Consider the following 17,536-nt stretch of genomic DNA (forward strand, 5'->3'; position numbering starts at 1 on the left):
CGACATTTAGGCCGTTAACGAGGTCTTTTGAGACAGTCATAGCTCCTAACCCATGTTTGTATACCGGAGGAAGGCAGAGAGATTTTTTGACTCAAGCTTAGGCTCTCAGGCGATATTCTTGAGGCATTCCTTGAGCAGTTTGTTCATAAAAAGCTACTACTTCGGGAATAATTTGATTTAGGTTTCCTGCGCCTAAAAAGATTGCCAGATCGCCTGGTTGAAGATTTTCCGTCAAAAAGCGAGCAACTGCCTTTAAGGAAGGTTGGTAGACAACCTGGGGATGGTGCAGCCCTATTTCTTGAGCTACTCTTTCACCATTAATATCATTTAGTTTTGGTTCACCAGCACCGTAAATATCGGTAACTATTACTAAGTCAGCGCTGGAGAAACACTGACCAAATTCTTTGAGAAAGGTTTGGGTACGACTGTAACGGTGAGGCTGAAAGATCGCCACAACTCTGTTTTGGGGAAAATCTAATCCATTAACTTGAATCTTTGCTGCGGCTAGGGTGGCGTTAATTTCGCTGGGATGATGAGCGTAGTCATCAATAAAGCGAATGCCGTTAACTTCGCCACGTTTTTCAAAGCGGCGACTGGCTCCTGAAAATGTGGCGCAAGCACTAGCGATCGCCTCAAATTCCAAGCCCAAGTAACGACCTAATGCCACAACTGCTAAAGCATTGCTAAGATTATGCTTTCCTAATAACTGCAAGTTCAACTGTCCCAGGATATTACCTCGTTCCCAAACTCTTGCAGTGGTTCCTTCGCCTCGATAAACTACACAATCAGCGGTGTAATCTGCGCCTATTTCTGGTTGTAAGCTATAGCTAATTGCAGGTTTGATGTGTTCTTTGACTGTTGTGCAATCTATGCAACCGATCGTAGTTTGACAACGCCGAGCAAATATTTGAAAAGTGTCAATCACCTCGGCTAAGCTTTCGTAGTGATCGGGATGATCTAATTCAATATTGGTGATAATGCCAATTTCCGAGGCAAGTTTTACCAACGAACCATCAGACTCATCGGCTTCAGCAACTAAATATTTGCCCTTACCTAAACGAGCATTGCCTCCCCATGCTGTCACTTCTCCCCCAACTACGATCGTTGGGTCTAAACCTGCTTCTAGCAACACATATCCAGCCATACTGCTAGTAGTAGTTTTGCCATGAGTACCAGCTACGGCAATACTGTAATAATCCTGAATTAATGCCGCTAATAAATCAGAGCGATGGAGAATTGGACAACCCAAATCTAATGCCGCTCGATATTCGCTGTTGGCGGGATTAATCGCCGTAGAACAAACAACTTGCGGTAATACTGTTGAAGAGGAAGGGGTTAGGTGATAGGGGGTAGGGGTTAGGGTTTTTTCTTCCCCATCCCCTATCACCTGACCCCTAACACCTGAAGCTGCCAAGAAAGCTGCGCCGTTGGCTGATTCTCCTAATTGAACATTGGTTGCATCTGCACGACTTGAGTTAGGGCTAGAACTGAAAAATTCTAAATTAGTTGCTTGTTGTTCGGCAAATATATGAGCGCCTATTGCTTGTAAACGCTCGGTAATATGACTAGAACGAATATCTGAGCCAGACACGGGTAATTTGCGCTTGGCTATCACATAAGCAAGTGCTGACATCCCAATTCCACCGATCCCGATGAAGTGAAATGGTCTGCCACTAAAATCTACTGAAGTTAGCATCGTAGCTCCTTACACACCACATAAAACCACACACCACAGATAACAGGCGTTATCATAGCAGGAAATATTTTTTCACGATACCGATTAAAGCAGAATCTATTAGCTAAGATTGCACAGTTTTTCATAAACTGAGCTTTTTAGATATTATGATGATTTATCACTATGGGATTGCGGAATGTTTGTAATCTGCTGTGTAGTTAGAACTTTTCTGTTTTAGTATTCAGGAGATTTAAGCCAAGGGAGATAAGTTTAGTCTGCACAGTCTAGCAAGTCGAGAACCAATTTGCTGAGGAGCTAGTAAAAATGTGATGTTTGGATATGGAAAAAGTCGCTATTTTTGGAGGTACATTCGATCCAATTCATTGGGGACATCTATTGATTGCGGAAACGGCTCTCGATCGGTTTGGATTAGATCGGGTAATTTGGATGCCCGATCGCTCTCCGCCCCACAAACAATCTGCCCAATTAAATTTTCAGTTACGTCGGGAAATGGTGCAATTGGCGATCGCCGATCGTCCAACCTTTATTCTCTCTCCCATAACAACCAAATCTCCCGGATATTCCTACGCCATTGAAACCCTAACTCACCTACAAGCAATTTATCCCCAGACTCACTGGCATTGGATTGTCGGTCAAGATGCTTTCGCTACTTTACCACGCTGGTATCGTCGTCAAGAATTGATCCCCAAATGCGATTGGTTAGTCGCGCCTCGGAAAGAAGGCAGCAACATCGAACTAGAATTAATCGGTAAAACAGTAGTCGAGCAACTAACAACTCAATCTATACCCATCCGCTGGCAGGTTTTATCAGTCCCACCAATAGCTATTTCCTCCAGTTTAATTCGCCGTTACTGCCAAGAGCAGCGCTCCATCCGTTACTTAGTTCCCGAAGCAGTCAGAACTTACATCCTGAATCAGCAACTTTACCAAGAACATGAAAAAGAAAAAATTTAACTGAGATTTCCTCCGATCCCAAATAGCTTAAAAACGTTCTTTTGGTACACCCTTTGCGATATGATGTGGTTCAATACTTGGGTTTTATCATTACAGTAGACAGAGGGCAAGACGCAGTGATAAGAGTATCGATCAACGGTTTTGGACGCATCGGACGTAATTTCTTGCGTTGCTGGGCAGGAAGAGAAAATAGTAATTTTGAGGTAGTCGCAATTAATGACACCTCCGATCCGAAAACAAACGCGCACTTGCTGAAATATGACACGATGCTAGGAACGTTTGCTGGGGATGTTAGTGCCGATGAGAATTCGATCATTCTTAATGGCAAGACGATTAAGTGTTATTCAGACCGTAATCCAGAAAACTTGCCCTGGAAAGATTGGGAAATCGATTTAGTTATTGAATCTACTGGGGTATTCACCAGCAAAGAGGGAGCATCTAAACATTTGACAGCTGGTGCGAAAAAGGTGATGATTACAGCCCCAGGAAAAGGTGATGATGGCACTTTCGTAGTTGGGGTAAACGATCATGAATACGACCATGATAAGCACGTAGTCATCAGCAATGCTAGCTGTACCACTAATTGCTTATCTCCAGTGGCTAAGGTAATTCATGAAAATTTTGGCATCATCAAGGGTACGATGACCACTACCCACAGTTACACGGGGGATCAACGTCTTTTGGATGCTTCTCACCGGGATGTGCGTCGGGCAAGAGCAGCAGCAATGAACATTGTACCTACTTCTACTGGTGCTGCTAAGGCAGTGGCTTTAGTGTTGCCAGAATTGAAGGGTAAGCTTAATGGGATTGCTTTCCGCGTTCCCACTCCCAACGTTTCGATCGTGGACTTGGTGGTGCTGGTGGAGAAGGAAACTATTGCGGAAGAAGTTAACAAAGCTCTCAAAGAAGCAGCTGAAGGGCCATTGAAGGGTATTCTCGAATATAGCGATTTAGAGTTGGTGTCTTCTGACTATAAAGGTCATGATGCTTCTTCGATCGTCGATGCCAGCCTAACTATGGTTATGGGTGGCAACATGGTGAAAGTGGTTGCTTGGTACGACAACGAGTGGGGTTATTCTCAACGGGTTGTCGATTTGGCAGAATTGGTTGGTAAAAAGTGGGTTAAGTAATTTTAGATTTGGGATTTTCGATTGAGTTAATATCGATTTCTTAAATCTTAAGATGTGAAAATTTCTCAAGTAGGGAAGAGTAAAGCCTCTCCCTACTTGATTTTTAATTTGGATTATCTCTGCAACATCGAATTTTGAGTAATAATTAAAATATTCTTCACAATAGCTGAGTTTGATTCAGCGAGACGCTGGTTACAAACTTGGTTTTCATCAAAATACTAGCTAAACTTATGAGCTACCATCCAGAAGCTTCGCGCCTTTACCCAACTCGGATCGATCTCCCAGAGGAAGTACGATCGCAAGTTGCTATCATTCTCAACGAAAGTCTTGCTACTACTTTGGATCTCAAGACTCAAGTGAAGCAAGCCCATTGGAATGTTAAAGGTTTGGATTTCTACCAGTTGCATGAGTTGTTCGATGAACTAGCAACTGAGTTAGAAGAGTTTATTGATTTGATCGCAGAACGGATCACAGCTTTAGGTGGCTATGCTTTAGGGACCGCCCGCGTCGCTGCTGAACATTCTATTCTGCCAGAATTCCCTTTTGATATTACTGATGGTCAATCCCATGTTACGGCTTTGGCAGAACGCTATGCTCCTTATGCTAAGTTGGTTCGGGATGCGATCGACAAAACTAACAGTTTAGGTGACGCTGATACTGCCGATCTTTACACAGAAGTTTCCCGTGCGATCGACAAGCGTTTGTGGTTCTTAGAAGCACATTTGCAAGGTTAGAGAAGATTGGGGACTGGGGTAAGTTTTGAGTTTTGGGTTTTGAGTTAGTAAGAGTTGGACAGTTTTAAGTTTTTAATTCTCCCCTGCTCCCCTGCTCCCCTGCTCCCCTGCTCCCCTGCTCTCCTGCCAACAAAGGTGCAGCTTTTAGCAATGTTTGAGTGTAGGGGTGTTGAGGATTGGTGAAAATTTGGTGAGTTAGGCCAATTTCTACTATTTTACCGCTATTCATGACGGCGATGCGATCGCAGAAAAACCGCGCTACCCAAAGGTCGTGAGTAATAAATAAATAAGTTAAATCAAAATCTCTTTTTAATTCCAACATTAATTCTAAAACTTGGGTTTGTACACTAGCATCTAACATACTTACTGGCTCATCACAGATTACCAATTTTGGTCGAGTTATTAAAGCTCTAGCAATAGCTACTCTTTGTTGTTGTCCTCCAGATAAGTCTGAGGGATATCGTTCGTAGTATTCTTCTACTGGTGTTAATCCCACTCTTTTCAACATTTCTAAAACTTGAGTTTTTGCCTCGGTAGGAGTTGCTAATTTATGAATAAATAGGGGATCGCTGATACTTTGTCCTACTGTCATCCGAGGATTTAAACAAGCATGGGGATCTTGGAAAATCATTTGTATTTCTCTTCTAGTTAGTCGCATTGACTCGCGGGGAAGAGTGGTAAGTTCTTTGCCTAAAAATTCCACTTTTCCAGAGGTAGGATGAATTAATTGTAAAATTGTCCGGGATAAAGTACTTTTCCCACAACCAGATTCTCCAACTAATCCTAATATTTCCCCTGGATAAAGTTCTAAATTAATTCCATCGACAGCTTTAATAGTTTGACTTTTCCGAGCTAATAATTTTTCGATAAAACCACTTTCTAAAGTGTAATATTGCTTCAAATCCTTAACTTGCAAAATCGGATTTTTACCTCTTTGCTCCTCTGCTCCCCTGCTCCCTTGCTCCCCTGCTTCCTTCTCATCAACTGCTTGTAAATGTAAAGCGGCTTGCAGGAGCGATCGCGTATATTGATGCTGAGGATGATAAATAATCGAGTCAGTTTTTCCAGTTTCAACTATTTTTCCATTGTACATTACAGCCATGCGATCGCAATATTCCCCCACCATTGCTAAGTCGTGAGAGATTAATAATAAAGCCATTTCTCTTTCCCGACAAAGCCGAGTTAATTCATCTAAAATTTGTGCGGAAACGGTAACATCTAAACTAGTAGTTGGTTCATCTGCTACAATTAATTTAGGGTTGAGGAGGAGGGCTAGGGCGATCGCCACTCTTTGCCGCATTCCCCCGCTAAATTCATGAGGATATTGCGCCCATCTACTAGCAGGAATTTTCACCGCTTCTAACGTAGCAATTGCCTTTTCCTTAGCCTCGCGGGAAGACAAATTTGGTTGATGTGCTTTCAATGTTTCAATGCAATGTTCGCCAATAGTCATCAGGGGATCGAGGCGAGTCATGGGGTCTTGAAAAATCAATGCTACCGCTTCTCCTCGAAAGCGACGTAACTCAGAAGATGAAAGTTGAAAAACCGATCGATCCCGAAAAGTTACTCTTCCTTCAATGCGCGTTGATGCAGGTAACAAACGCATTGCTGCACGTCCCAAAGTAGACTTTCCACAACCAGATTCTCCCACTAATCCCAGACGTTCCCCAGGCTTTAAAGTAAAAGAAACATCATCAACAGCCCATTGAATCTTTTCGGAAATTGATGAATACTGAGGATAAGCTACCCGCAAATTTTCTACAGCAAAGAGAACTTTTTCATCAGTCATTAGCCATTAGTCCTTTGTTATTTGTTATGTCATGATAATTAAGTTTTTAGTAATGATTTTAGTTGCGATCGCTGTAACCAATAACATTACTTATTAAATCGCCGCATTAAGTAAGCAACGCCAAAATCGCCATTAGGATGATTTTCTAAGATTTCTGCTAATTCAAAAACCATTTCTGCTACTTTGTCACCAAGTTTTTGGGTAGTAGCTTCACGTTCTCTTTCTGCATATTCCAACTCTCGCACCCTTGATTGCCATTCATGAGAAAACAGTTGTTCAATATTAGTATGTAAACCTAACTTTTCCAAAACTTCCCATTCTCCTTTATCGCACCAAAATCCGCCACAGTGCATACAACGCTCGACATAAAAACAGCGTTTATAGAAAACTCTCGCTCTTGTTAAGTAATGCTGACATTCTGGACATAGTGCAGCACGATTGTCATTAGGAGAGAGAACAAAATTCAACTCCTTAGCCGACTCATCCATTAGCTTTGGTTCAGCTAATTTTGGGGTTTGAGATAATATCCATGCTTCGTAGTTATCGGTAGAAATCCAGTTTCCCTGACAATCTGGACAATGTTTGACGGTTAATTTATCGGATAAAGTACCATCAACTAAGCTTACACGCTGGTCTTTGGGACATTGCACGGTTTTTCAATCCTCTAGGAAATTCTTCCATAATATTGAATCAGTTTTGATATTACCAGAGCTTAACCAGAGGTAGAACTTCTCTGTGTTTCCCAGTTCAACTAGGCGTTGTCTCTTGATGCAAGTGCCTAAATAGAACCGTTCCGATTTTTGCTATGCGATCGATCTAAAATTAAAAGTCTAAAATCGCTTGACAGTAATTTGTTAAGGTTTGCAGACGAGTGCGGATTTGGGTTATTTTTGTTTCTGCTGTTGCTTTTTGGCGAGAAGCTTGTAAAAAGGTGACATCAATTCCTAGTAGTTGAAGTTGCTTGTTGATTTCGGTTAGGTAGGATTGTAAGCGAGAGACTATGGCGGGTTCGAGGTCATCTAAACTTAAAGTGGCAATTTCTTGGGTAAAAATTGCCTGTAATTGAGCGAAATGTGATTTTAATTCCTGTATATCTGAGTTTATGGCTGCCGTTTGTTGATTTTCAGGTGATTGTACGTTAGAAGAGTAACTATTGAGCAGATTTTGGCAATGCTCAATAGCTAGTAAAAACTTCTGATAGCGATCGCAAAATGAATTAGGCAACATTCGGTAAATCGTTGGGATACAATCTTATGTAAACGAAAGTTTTCCTTAAATGCAGAAGGTTATTTAACTAAGGATGGGAAATAGCTTAAGCCAAGTTTTAGGATTTAAGCAGTTCTTATTCCTCTAGTTAACAATATTCTTAAAGTAGAATCCTGGATGAATGCTATTTTCACTCCTGGTAAGGGCGATAAACTCGCTTCGGACAAAATTGCTCATAAGTTGATTTGACCAAATTTGTTGAAATCTTTTTATCCTTAAGGTTTGAAGTTCGACATTATGAACGCAGCCGCACCAACTCCCGTCATCAATTGTGTCATTCCTGACTGGCTACAGGAATGTTTATCTGCTAATTGTGCCAACCCCGAAGCCTGTAACACTGATACAGGCTTAATTTGTCGTGCATTTGAATTTGCTTACCAACTCCATGAAGGTCAATACCGGAAATCAGGAGAACCTTATATTTGTCATCCCGTTGCTGTAGCAGGGTTGTTACGCGATTTGGGTGGCGGTAGTGCGATGATAGCGGCAGGTTTTCTACATGATGTGGTAGAAGACACGGATGTTACGGTTGAAGAAATTGAACAGCGTTTTGGTGCAGAAGTCGCCAGATTGGTGGAAGGTGTCACGAAACTTTCTAAGTTTTCCCATAACTTTTCGAGTAAGACAGAACGACAGGCGGAGAATATCCGCCGAATGTTTGTGGCGATGGCTAAGGATATTCGGGTGATTGTGGTGAAGTTAGCCGATCGCCTCCACAATATGCGAACCTTAGAACATCTGTCTGATGAAAAACGCCGTCGCATTGCCACCGAAACTAGAGAAATTTTTGCTCCCTTGGCAAATCGCTTGGGGATCGGTAGATTTAAGTGGGAATTAGAAGATTTATCTTTTAAATATTTAGAGCCAGAATTTTATCGCCAAGTTCAAGAATTGGTCGCGGAAAAACGGACCGATCGCGAAGCTAGACTTGGTAAAGTCCAAGATATCCTCAAAGAAGGATTGGATGAAGCAGGAATTAAGTTATTAGATATTAGTGGTCGTCCCAAACATCTTTACAGCATTTACCAAAAAATGCAGCGACAGCAAAAGGAATTCCACGAAATCTACGATTTAGCAGCAATTCGCTTAATTGTAGAAACAAACGAGGAATGTTATCGTTCTTTGGCTGTAGTTCACGATTCATTTACGCCGATTCCAGGTCGGTTTAAAGATTATATTGGTTTACCCAAACCTAACCGCTATCAATCTTTACATACGGTTGTGGTCGGACCGATTGGTAGACCTGTAGAAGTGCAAATCCGCACGATGGAAATGCACCATGTAGCAGAGTATGGGATTGCGGCGCATTGGAAATATAAGGAAAGCGGAAAATCTAACCGAGGTCGGATTACTGCTGATGAAGAAAAATTTACTTGGTTGCGGCAACTGCTGGAATGGCAAAATGAACTGAAAGATGCGGAAGAATATTTAGAAAACGTCAAAGATAACTTAGAATTTGATGATGTTTTCGTTTTTACTCCCAAAGGAGATGTGATTTCTTTGCCGCAAGGTGCGACAGCAGTAGATTTTGCCTATCGGATACATACAGAAGTAGGGAATCACTGCGCTGGTGCGAAGGTAAACGGTCGAATGGTGCAGTTAGATACGCTCTTGAAAAATGGCGATATCGTCGATATTATTACTCTGAAAAATAGTCATCCGAGTTTAGATTGGCTAAACTTTGTAGTGACTACTAGCGCCAAGAACCGAATTCGGCAATGGTACAAGCGATCGCATCGGGACGAAAATGTGGCACGGGGAAGAGAACTGTTAGAAAAGGAATTTGGCAAAAGTGGCTTTTCGGCAGTGATCAAGTCCGAACAAATGCAGTCTGTTGCGGAACGATGTAACTATCACAGCGTCGAAGACCTCCTGGCAGCTTTAGGTTACGGTGAAGTTACTCTTAATTTGGTGGTGAATCGGATGCGCGAAGCGGTTAAAGCCTTGCAACCGATCGCACCAGCAACAGAGGAAACTTCTCCACTACCCACAACGTCACGTTCTTTACCGAATCCCAACAATAGTAAGTCCAGTTACAGTAGTTCCTGTTCTCCCATTGTTGGCATTGAGGGATTGCTTCATCATTTAGCTGGGTGTTGTAACCCGCTTCCCGGCGAACCAATTCTGGGAGTGGTGACTAAAGGAAGTCGAGGCATTTCGATCCACAGGCAGGGTTGTCCCAATGTGGAAAGTGTACCAGGCGATCGGCTCGTACCCGTTGGCTGGAATCCCGTTGATAGGGAATCTCGTCGTCCTCAAACTTATCCAGTTAATATTCAGATTGAAGTGATCGATCGCGTAGGAGTACTCAAAGATATTCTGTCCCGCTTGACAGATAATAACATCAACGTGCGAAATGCTCAGGTTCGGACTTACGAAGGCCGACCAGCCTTAATCGATCTTGGTATTGATATCCGCGATCATGAGCAATTAGAGCGCATCTTCACTCAAATTAAAAAAATGAGTGATATCCTAAACCTACGTCGCGTCAGCCAAGTTGATGAATAGATAATACTTTCTTTCATCAAATCACATTGTTGTTCTTTTTTTTAGGATTTTTTGAATGGCTTTTTCTTCCACCAAGCTGGTTTCTATCTTCGCCAGCGTTGTAGCCCTCGCTACAATGAGTTCTCAAGCTGCGGTTGCACAACAAGCGCCGAGACAAAATACTACTCCACCCGCAAACAGTCAGCAGCAAAACAGCCAACCCCAAACTATTAAAGATTTTTTGGGTTTAAGCGATGCTCAAGTAGAAAAAATCCAGAGTATTCTGATCGACAGACAACAAAAAATTGAGAAAGAGTTAACCGCGCAACAGCGTCCTGCATTTACAGAAGGAATGCGTTCTGGTCAAAACCTTTTAATTGTTCTCCAGCAATTAAATCTTTCTCAAGAACAGAGAACTCGCATCGGCCCAATTTTACAGGCTTCTAGCCAACAAATCAAAGATGTTTTGACCCCAGAACAACTGAAAAAGTTGGAAGCGCAATTTCAACAAAATCAACAAAACCAGCAAAACCCACCAAACCAAAACCGTCGGTAAACACCGACAGGCAAGAATTCTAGCTAACTGGTAAACTCATGATGGTGATCTTAGAGGCTAGTTTTTACAGTAGCCTCTTTTTTCTAGTTTCTAGATCCCCGACTTCTTTAAAAAGTCGGGGATCTGAGTAGTTATGTTGGGGTAGATTAAATGGAATTAAATGCTGCTAATCCTTTCTTGAATTTGAAATACGAACCAGCATTAGAAAATTTGGGTGAAGATTACTACGATCGCGTTCCCGCAGCGGAATTTCCCCAACATATTTTGCGGTTTCGCAATGACAAATTACTACCCCAAATAGGCTTAGATCCAGAAAAAGTTTTAGATGAAGATTTTACCGAGGCTTTTGGTCAATTTCAAGCTGTTAGACCATTTTTAGCCTTGCGTTATCATGGCTATCAATTTGGTGAATATAACCCAGGTTTGGGAGATGGCAGAGGTTTTCTTTATGGACAAGTTCGCGGCATAGATGGCGAACTTTACGATTTGGGAACTAAAGGTTCAGGAAGGACTCCTTACTCGCGTGGTGGTGATGGCAGATTAACACTAAAAGGGGGAGTGAGAGAGGTTTTAGCAGCAGAAGCTTTGCATCAAATGGGTGTGAAAACTTCTCGTTGTTTGACCATGATTGAAACTGGGGAATCTCTCTGGCGTGGCGATGAACCTTCACCAACTCGATCGTCAGTAATGGTGCGTTTCAGTCGTTCTCATATCCGCTTTGGTACTTTTGAAAGGTTCCATTATATCGGACGCAACGATTTAATTAAAAAGCTGTTAGATCATGTAATTGATATTTATTATGCTCATTTATTAACCGTAGAAAATGAATCAGAACGTTATGCTTTATTTTATGCAGAATTAGTGCAAAAAGTAGCCCAATTAGTAGCGCAATGGATGGCAGCAGGTTTTTGTCATGGGGTTTTAAATACCGATAATATGTCAATTACTGGGGAAAGTTTCGATTATGGCCCTTATGCCTTTATTCCTACTTATAATCCCCTATTTACTGCCGCTTATTTTGATTATTATAGCCGTTATTGTTACGGTTATCAAGCTACAATTTGTCATTGGAATTTGGAGATGTTGCAAGTGCCTTTGCGAGCAATAATATCAAAGGCAGATATGGAAGCAGCATTGGATAAATTTTCGGAATATTATGCAGAGCATTATCAACAGTTAATGTTGAGAAAGTTAGGTTTAGAAAATCTGCAAATGCCAGAGGGAGAAGAGTTATTTAAATCAACTATTCAGGTTTTAGCAGATACTCAGGTGAGTTATCATGGGTTTTTCTCAGAAATTACTGATTTGTTTTCTCGGAACTGGCGCGAAGATGTTAATTCGATTTTGAGCGAACCGGACTTTTTCCCAAGTTTGGAGAATCGGGAGATTTTGGAGAATTGGCGGAGTTTGTATCATCGAGTTTTGCAGAATTTGCCTCAGTCAGAAATGGCAGAAGTGGAAGCAAGAATGAGGCGTTGGAATCCAAAAACTGCGTTACTTCGATCGCAAATAGAAGCGATTTGGCAACCAATTACTAAAGAAGATAATTGGGAACCTTTTAATGAGTTGATCAGAAAAATTCAATTAGGAATTTAAATATACAGCAAATTCCAGGTTTTTGAAGTTCACCCAGAAACCGGGTTTTTTTGTACCTGCTGTAAGTATTTTCTCTTACTCAAGTACGAGTAGAGATAATTTATGTGAAGTTATATTACGAAAACGAATTATTTGCTAAGAAATTTAACAAATAGATGGATTTACTGGACACAAAGAAATTTATGTAGTTAGTCTATTGCTTTAAGTATTTTCATCTACTTTAAGTAGTATTCCCTAATATGAAAGCCAATTTTGCTCTTAATAGGATCTGCTCAAAGTTGCTAACTCCGCTTGCCTTTAGCCTGGTAGCGGGAATCAACTTCAGCGGAACAGCTGCCCAAGCACTGACTTTCAACCTTAGATATTCACCCGGAATTGATTCACAGGCCCTTGCTGGATTTCAGGCTGCCGCAGATATTTGGTCTGAGTTGTTAATTGATCCAGTTACAGTCAACATTGACATTGATTATCAAGCATTAGCTCCCGGCATTCTGGGGCAGGCTGGGTCGGAATTTTACTCTCACCCATACAGTGTGTTGCGTAATGCACTCTCTTTAGATGCGACTTCTGCTGACGATTTTACTGCTGTCAGTAACCTGCCAACAGGTTCAGCATTAAATATGTTGATCAACTACACAGCAAACAATCCTAATGGTTCGGGTAGTGCAACGCCCTACTTTGACAACAATAATAGTAATAATAACCGTTTCGCTTTTTTAACAGGAGCTAATGCGAAAGCGCTGGGCTTACTTTCTGCTGATAATGCTGCTAGCGATGCTTCGATCACCTTTAGTAGCTTGTTTAATTTCGATTTCGATCGCAGTGATGGGATCGATGCAGATAAATTTGATTTTATCGGTGTCGCCATACACGAAATTGGTCATGCTTTAGGTTTTACCAGCAGTGTTGATGACATTGACTACGTTGCTGGTTTTCTGGGACAGGCTACTCAATATACAGAAAATGCCTATCTTCCCACGACAGCAGATTTTTTCCGTTTTTCTAGTAACAGCATTCGATATGGAAATGGTGTTATTGATTTGACTGCTGGTGGTTTAGCCGATCGATACTTCTCTATTGATGGTGGAACTACTAAAATTGCCAGTTTTTCAACAGGGGAGTTTCTCGGTGATGGACGGCAAGCAAGTCACTGGAAAGATGATAGTCTTACAGGTAATTACTTAGGTATTATGGACCCTACTTTGAGCCGATCGCAACCAATATTTATTACGAATAACGATCTAATGCTTTTCGATGCGATCGGTTGGGATCGCCGATCGATATCAGAGCCTAGCACTTCGGTACCAGAGCCTAGCATTGTAGTAGGATTGATGGTACTTGGGGGAGGATTTTTATTAAAAGGTAAAAGGCATAGCTAAAATTTGAGTTTACAATTGGCTTTACGTAATGGGGAATTGACTCAGATCTTGCACTCAAAGGAGGTAGAACCTCCCAGATCCTCGTTCCCAGGTTCAACCTGGGAACGAAAAATGGAGGCTCTGCCTCTTGGTGCAAGATCTGAGTTGAGGCAAATGTCCCGATCGCAAACAGGACATTTGCTTCAAGCGTGGAAATAAGTATTCCCCATAAAGTTGAAAATGTTAAACCTGCCCTACGGGAAGGGTAAAGTAAAAAGTGCTTCCTTGTCCCAAGATACTTTCTGCCCAAATTAATCCTTGATGGCGTTGGACAATATTTTTGCAGATAGCTAACCCTAAACCTGTTCCCCCTTTGGTGCGAGAATCTGAGGCATCTACTTGTTGGAAGCGTCCGAAAATTAATTCTAGTTTGTCTGTGGGAATGCCTCGTCCTTGGTCTACGATCGAGAACAAAATGTAAGAAGCGGGAATCGGGTTTTCTAAGTCGGGGAATTTTGCTAAAATTCGTCGATCGCTATGGTTGATAACTTCAGCTTTTACCCAAATAACACTCCCTGATGGGGAAAACTTAATCGCATTACCCAAGAGGTTGATTAAAGTTTGGATGATTTCGTCGCTAGATGCGAAAACGGAAGCGGATAGGGAAGCCGATTCTAAGGTAACATTTGCTTGGTCGGCGATCGCTCTTACAGATTCTATCGCTTGCTCAATTAAATCGCTGACTTGGCAGATTTCCTTGACTAAAGGCATTTTGCCGGAGTCCAATCGCTGTAAATCGAGGATATCATTGACTAAACGTACTAAGCGATCGGTGTTGTTTACGGCAATCTCTAACATCTGTTGCGCTTTGTCCGGTTTATTTTTCAAGACACCCGATTTTAAAAGGTTCAGAGAACCATGAATGGAAGTTAAAGGTGTCCGTAGTTCATGACTGACGATCGAAACGAATTCGTTTTTCATAGCATCAAGCTGGTGGCGATCGGTAATATCCACTGACATTCCAATTATCCGAGTTGGTTTACCTGTAGAATCAGTGAGAACTTTGGCACTCACTTGAAACCATCGCCATTCCGGGTTTTGTAGGGAAGTTGCGATGCGATGTTCGATCTGAAATGTGCCTTTTTGAGCAATAGCTTCTTGATTTGCCCGATCGAGTACTTCTCGATCGTCTGGATGAACTAATGCCATTGCTTGCTGATAGGAGATTTTGTCCGGGATGTGCGACGTGACAGTGTTGCTAAACACCATTTCATCAGTTTTTAGATCGCGTTCCCAGGCGATCGCCCCAGAAGCTTTCAATGCTAACCGGAGGCGGGTTTCACTGGTTTGTAGGGCGATTTCTGCTTGTTTGCGATCGCTAATGTCGTTCAATACCCCGATAACACAATTTTGTTCATCCAAGCGAGTGACTTTGGCAAACAGCAACACTGTTTTTATTTCACCTGATTTGGTGCGAAACTCGACTTCAAAATTATTTATTCTGCCATACTGAAGCAGAGATGCGTGAAAGTGGTGAAAATCTGCCAAATCAGTCCATAACTGCATCTCAACGCAGGTTTTCCCGATCGCTTGAATTCGGGAATAGCCGAGAACCTTAGTGAAACTGTCGTTCACATCTATGCAACGTCCTTCTGCTAGTGTGGCAATCCAGGCTGGCTGAGGGCTATCCAGAAAAATCGTGACGAACTTGAGTTCGGATTGAAGCAGAGCGATTTCGGCTTGTTTGTGATCGGTGATGTCGATCGCAATTCCATGCCACACCACCTGTCCTGTCTCTCGTCGTTGACAACGAGCATTCACGCTGAGCCATCTAATTTTGCCGCTTGGGGTAATGATGCGCCGTTCATTCTCAAAGGGTTGCAAGGTTTTTATACTATAAGCAACTGCTTTTTGAAACTGGGCGCGATCGTCAGGATGAGTCTGATTTAAAGCCCATGAGCCATCCCGAAGTAGCTCGGCGAGCGGAACTTCATGAATTACCTCAGCAACAGGATTCAAATATTCATATTGAAATTTCCTTTGGGCATCTACTGTGAGGCTAAATATAATCGCTGGAGATGCAGCCGCAAGTTCCTGGAATTTGGCTTCACTTTGACGTAAGGCAGTTTCGAGCTTTGCCCGATCGCTAATGTCCCGAATAATCACTATTACGGCATTTTGTCCTTGGAGGTCGCACGCTTCTGCGGCAAGTAGTAAAGTTTTAATTTCACCAGTCTTTGTTTGAGATAAAACCTCTATGTTATAAACCCAACCTTGGGTTGTCAACAAATCTATAAACTGCTCTCGTTCCTTTAAATTTATCCATAAACCCAGTTCTAGGGCCGATCGCCCAATCATTTCCTCACGGGAATAACCATAAAGTTCTAACATCCGATTGTTTACTTCGAGAAACCGTCCATCAGCATCAGTGATGCAGATCGCATCAGGACTGGCACGAAAAATTGTGGTAAACTTTCCTTCTGATTTTTCTAAGGCATTGTGAAGGCGATCGAAAGATGCTTCTAACCGATCTGCCATTTGATTGAAGAATTGCCCCAATTCTTGTAATTCCACGATTGAACTATCAGCTGGCAACCTCTGGGTTAAATCTCCAGCTGCGAGTTGCTGACTGACTTGTTTTAGACGAGAGATCCGGGTAGTAAATTGATTGGCAATAGTTAGTCCTGATGCGATCGCCATCGCTAAAGTCAGCAAGCAAAGTAAAACAGTTGTGCGAGTATTACTCTGAATTTGAGCCATAAAATCCGACTCTGGAATTACTGTTACTATCAACCAATCCAACCCATATTTATCTTGATAGGGGGAAACGGTTAAAAAGTAGCTTTTACCACGTATTTGAAAATTCAAAGCTTGCGGCGATTTTATTGTTGCCAAATTACTAAATTTTGCCTTCAAATACTGATAGGAATCTTGAATAAGCGAATTAGAAATTTGCGAAGGTAAGCGACGCTTAAATTTCAGAGTTCCTGGTTCAGATATTCCACTTAAATCAGGTTTCCCCGATACTGAGTAAGAAGCTTCTTTAGTTGAATTGGCGATTAACAAACCGTTGCGCTCAATAATAAACACTTCTCCCGATTGTCCTACTTCTAAACGACGGAGAAAGTCACTCAGTTGATTTAGACTAATGTTGACGGCAAAGACTCCTAATAATTGACGTGATTTGTCATAAAAAGGAGTGTAAGCATTGAGAGCTAGGATATTAGTGCTACTAATTTGAAATGGGCTAGTCCAACCTGCTTTTCCTGTTTTCACTGCTTGACGATACCAAGGACGATCGCGCACATCAATATTTTTAATTGTTTCTAAATAGTGCCCCAAGTCCCCTGCCTGATTAACACTGTAAGTATAGTTAATAGCAGGGTTGGATGCTTTGGATATAGCAACTTCAAAGGGCAACTCTCCCGGTTTTAAGTGTGTCGTTACGCCGTAATCTCTCTTGCTAACGCGATGACTGACTCGGAAATCTCCTTGGGGAGTTCCCAACAAAAGGGTTGTCAGTTCTTGATTCTGCCGATGTTGTAGGATGAGATATCGATGTAGTCGATCGAGGTTTTGTAGGTTGATTGCTCCTGATTCGATCGCTGTAATTTGCCGTTGATTGAAATTATGGGCTTTTTGCAAATAGCGATCGAGTTCTTGAGTAACTTGCTGCCCCACATTTTTCATCAGTTGATGAGCCAGGTTTTCTACTGCCTCTTGTCCGCTACGGTAAGAAAGATAACCCACTAGCGCCACTGTCCCCACAGTTTGCAACACAAACGGAACTACCAGCAACCACCACAGCCGAATTTTTGCTGAGTAACCCGGAAAGTGTTGCAGAAAAATAGGACGGACTGAAGGCATAAAATACAGTAAAACTCTCGATCGCGAGTAAAGATAATCGACAATGCAACCGTTCTTTATTTGTAGGATAAGATATTTATTTTACCAGTGCAATTAAGTTATT

At 41.9% G+C, this 17,536-nt stretch carries 12 protein-coding genes; 7 read left to right on the plus strand and 5 right to left on the minus strand.

The annotated features are described in order from the left end of the window. Window positions 1-97 precede the first annotated feature (97 nt). Window positions 98-1,696: a UDP-N-acetylmuramate--L-alanine ligase gene (gene murC / locus ACE1CA_RS30660; RefSeq protein ID WP_413276505.1), complete on the minus strand. Its 1,599-nt coding sequence runs from the start codon at window positions 1,694-1,696 to the stop codon at window positions 98-100. A 318-nt stretch (window positions 1,697-2,014) separates the two neighbouring features. Here murC and nadD point away from each other — a divergent pair, with 318 nt between their 5' ends. The 3 genes from nadD to dps all read left to right on the plus strand — a co-directional run bounded on the left by nadD (window position 2,015) and on the right by dps (window position 4,514). Continuing rightward, entirely contained in the window at window positions 2,015-2,650 is a 636-nt protein-coding gene (nadD, locus tag ACE1CA_RS30665; protein ID WP_413276506.1) for a nicotinate (nicotinamide) nucleotide adenylyltransferase, read from the plus strand. Between the two features lie 116 nt (window positions 2,651-2,766). Then, complete coding sequence (locus ACE1CA_RS30670) at window positions 2,767-3,780, plus strand: type I glyceraldehyde-3-phosphate dehydrogenase (protein WP_413276507.1); 1,014 nt, start codon at window positions 2,767-2,769, stop codon at window positions 3,778-3,780. A gap of 230 nt (window positions 3,781-4,010) precedes the next feature. Then, window positions 4,011-4,514, plus strand: coding sequence for a DNA starvation/stationary phase protection protein Dps (dps, locus tag ACE1CA_RS30675; RefSeq protein ID WP_413276508.1), 504 nt, complete (start codon window positions 4,011-4,013; stop codon window positions 4,512-4,514). Between the two features lie 64 nt (window positions 4,515-4,578). Here dps and ACE1CA_RS30680 read toward each other — a convergent pair whose 3' ends face one another. The 3 genes from ACE1CA_RS30680 to patD form a co-directional block, all read right to left on the minus strand. Beyond that, a complete protein-coding gene (locus ACE1CA_RS30680) occupies window positions 4,579-6,303 on the minus strand; it encodes a dipeptide ABC transporter ATP-binding protein (RefSeq protein ID WP_413276509.1) in 1,725 nt (574 codons plus the stop codon). Window positions 6,304-6,389: 86 nt separating this feature from the next. Next, window positions 6,390-6,953: a zf-TFIIB domain-containing protein gene (locus ACE1CA_RS30685; RefSeq protein WP_413276510.1), complete on the minus strand. Its 564-nt coding sequence runs from the start codon at window positions 6,951-6,953 to the stop codon at window positions 6,390-6,392. A 172-nt stretch (window positions 6,954-7,125) separates the two neighbouring features. Then, entirely contained in the window at window positions 7,126-7,530 is a 405-nt protein-coding gene (gene patD, locus ACE1CA_RS30690; protein ID WP_413276511.1) for a heterocyst frequency control protein PatD, read from the minus strand. 276 nt (window positions 7,531-7,806) lie between these two features. Here patD and ACE1CA_RS30695 point away from each other — a divergent pair, with 276 nt between their 5' ends. The 4 genes from ACE1CA_RS30695 (at window position 7,807) to ACE1CA_RS30710 (ending at window position 13,587) form a co-directional block, all read left to right on the plus strand. Next, on the plus strand, window positions 7,807-10,077 hold the full coding sequence (locus ACE1CA_RS30695) for a RelA/SpoT family protein (protein ID WP_413276512.1): 2,271 nt from the start codon (window positions 7,807-7,809) through the stop codon (window positions 10,075-10,077). Between the two features lie 55 nt (window positions 10,078-10,132). Further along, the gene (locus tag ACE1CA_RS30700) at window positions 10,133-10,612 is read left to right on the plus strand and encodes a hypothetical protein (RefSeq protein WP_413276513.1); all 480 of its coding nucleotides are present in this window, start codon (window positions 10,133-10,135) and stop codon (window positions 10,610-10,612) included. 150 nt (window positions 10,613-10,762) lie between these two features. Further along, complete coding sequence (locus ACE1CA_RS30705) at window positions 10,763-12,208, plus strand: protein adenylyltransferase SelO (protein ID WP_413276514.1); 1,446 nt, start codon at window positions 10,763-10,765, stop codon at window positions 12,206-12,208. Window positions 12,209-12,486: 278 nt separating this feature from the next. Continuing rightward, window positions 12,487-13,587, plus strand: coding sequence for an NF038122 family metalloprotease (locus ACE1CA_RS30710; protein WP_413276515.1), 1,101 nt, complete (start codon window positions 12,487-12,489; stop codon window positions 13,585-13,587). A gap of 222 nt (window positions 13,588-13,809) precedes the next feature. Here ACE1CA_RS30710 and ACE1CA_RS30715 read toward each other — a convergent pair whose 3' ends face one another. Continuing rightward, on the minus strand, window positions 13,810-17,433 hold the full coding sequence (locus ACE1CA_RS30715; protein ID WP_413276516.1) for a PAS domain S-box protein: 3,624 nt from the start codon (window positions 17,431-17,433) through the stop codon (window positions 13,810-13,812). Between the last annotated feature and the right edge of the window lie 103 nt (window positions 17,434-17,536).

This window comes from Floridaenema evergladense BLCC-F167 (assembly GCF_041929205.2).
Lineage (GTDB): Bacteria > Cyanobacteriota > Cyanobacteriia > Cyanobacteriales > Aerosakkonemataceae > Floridanema > Floridanema evergladense.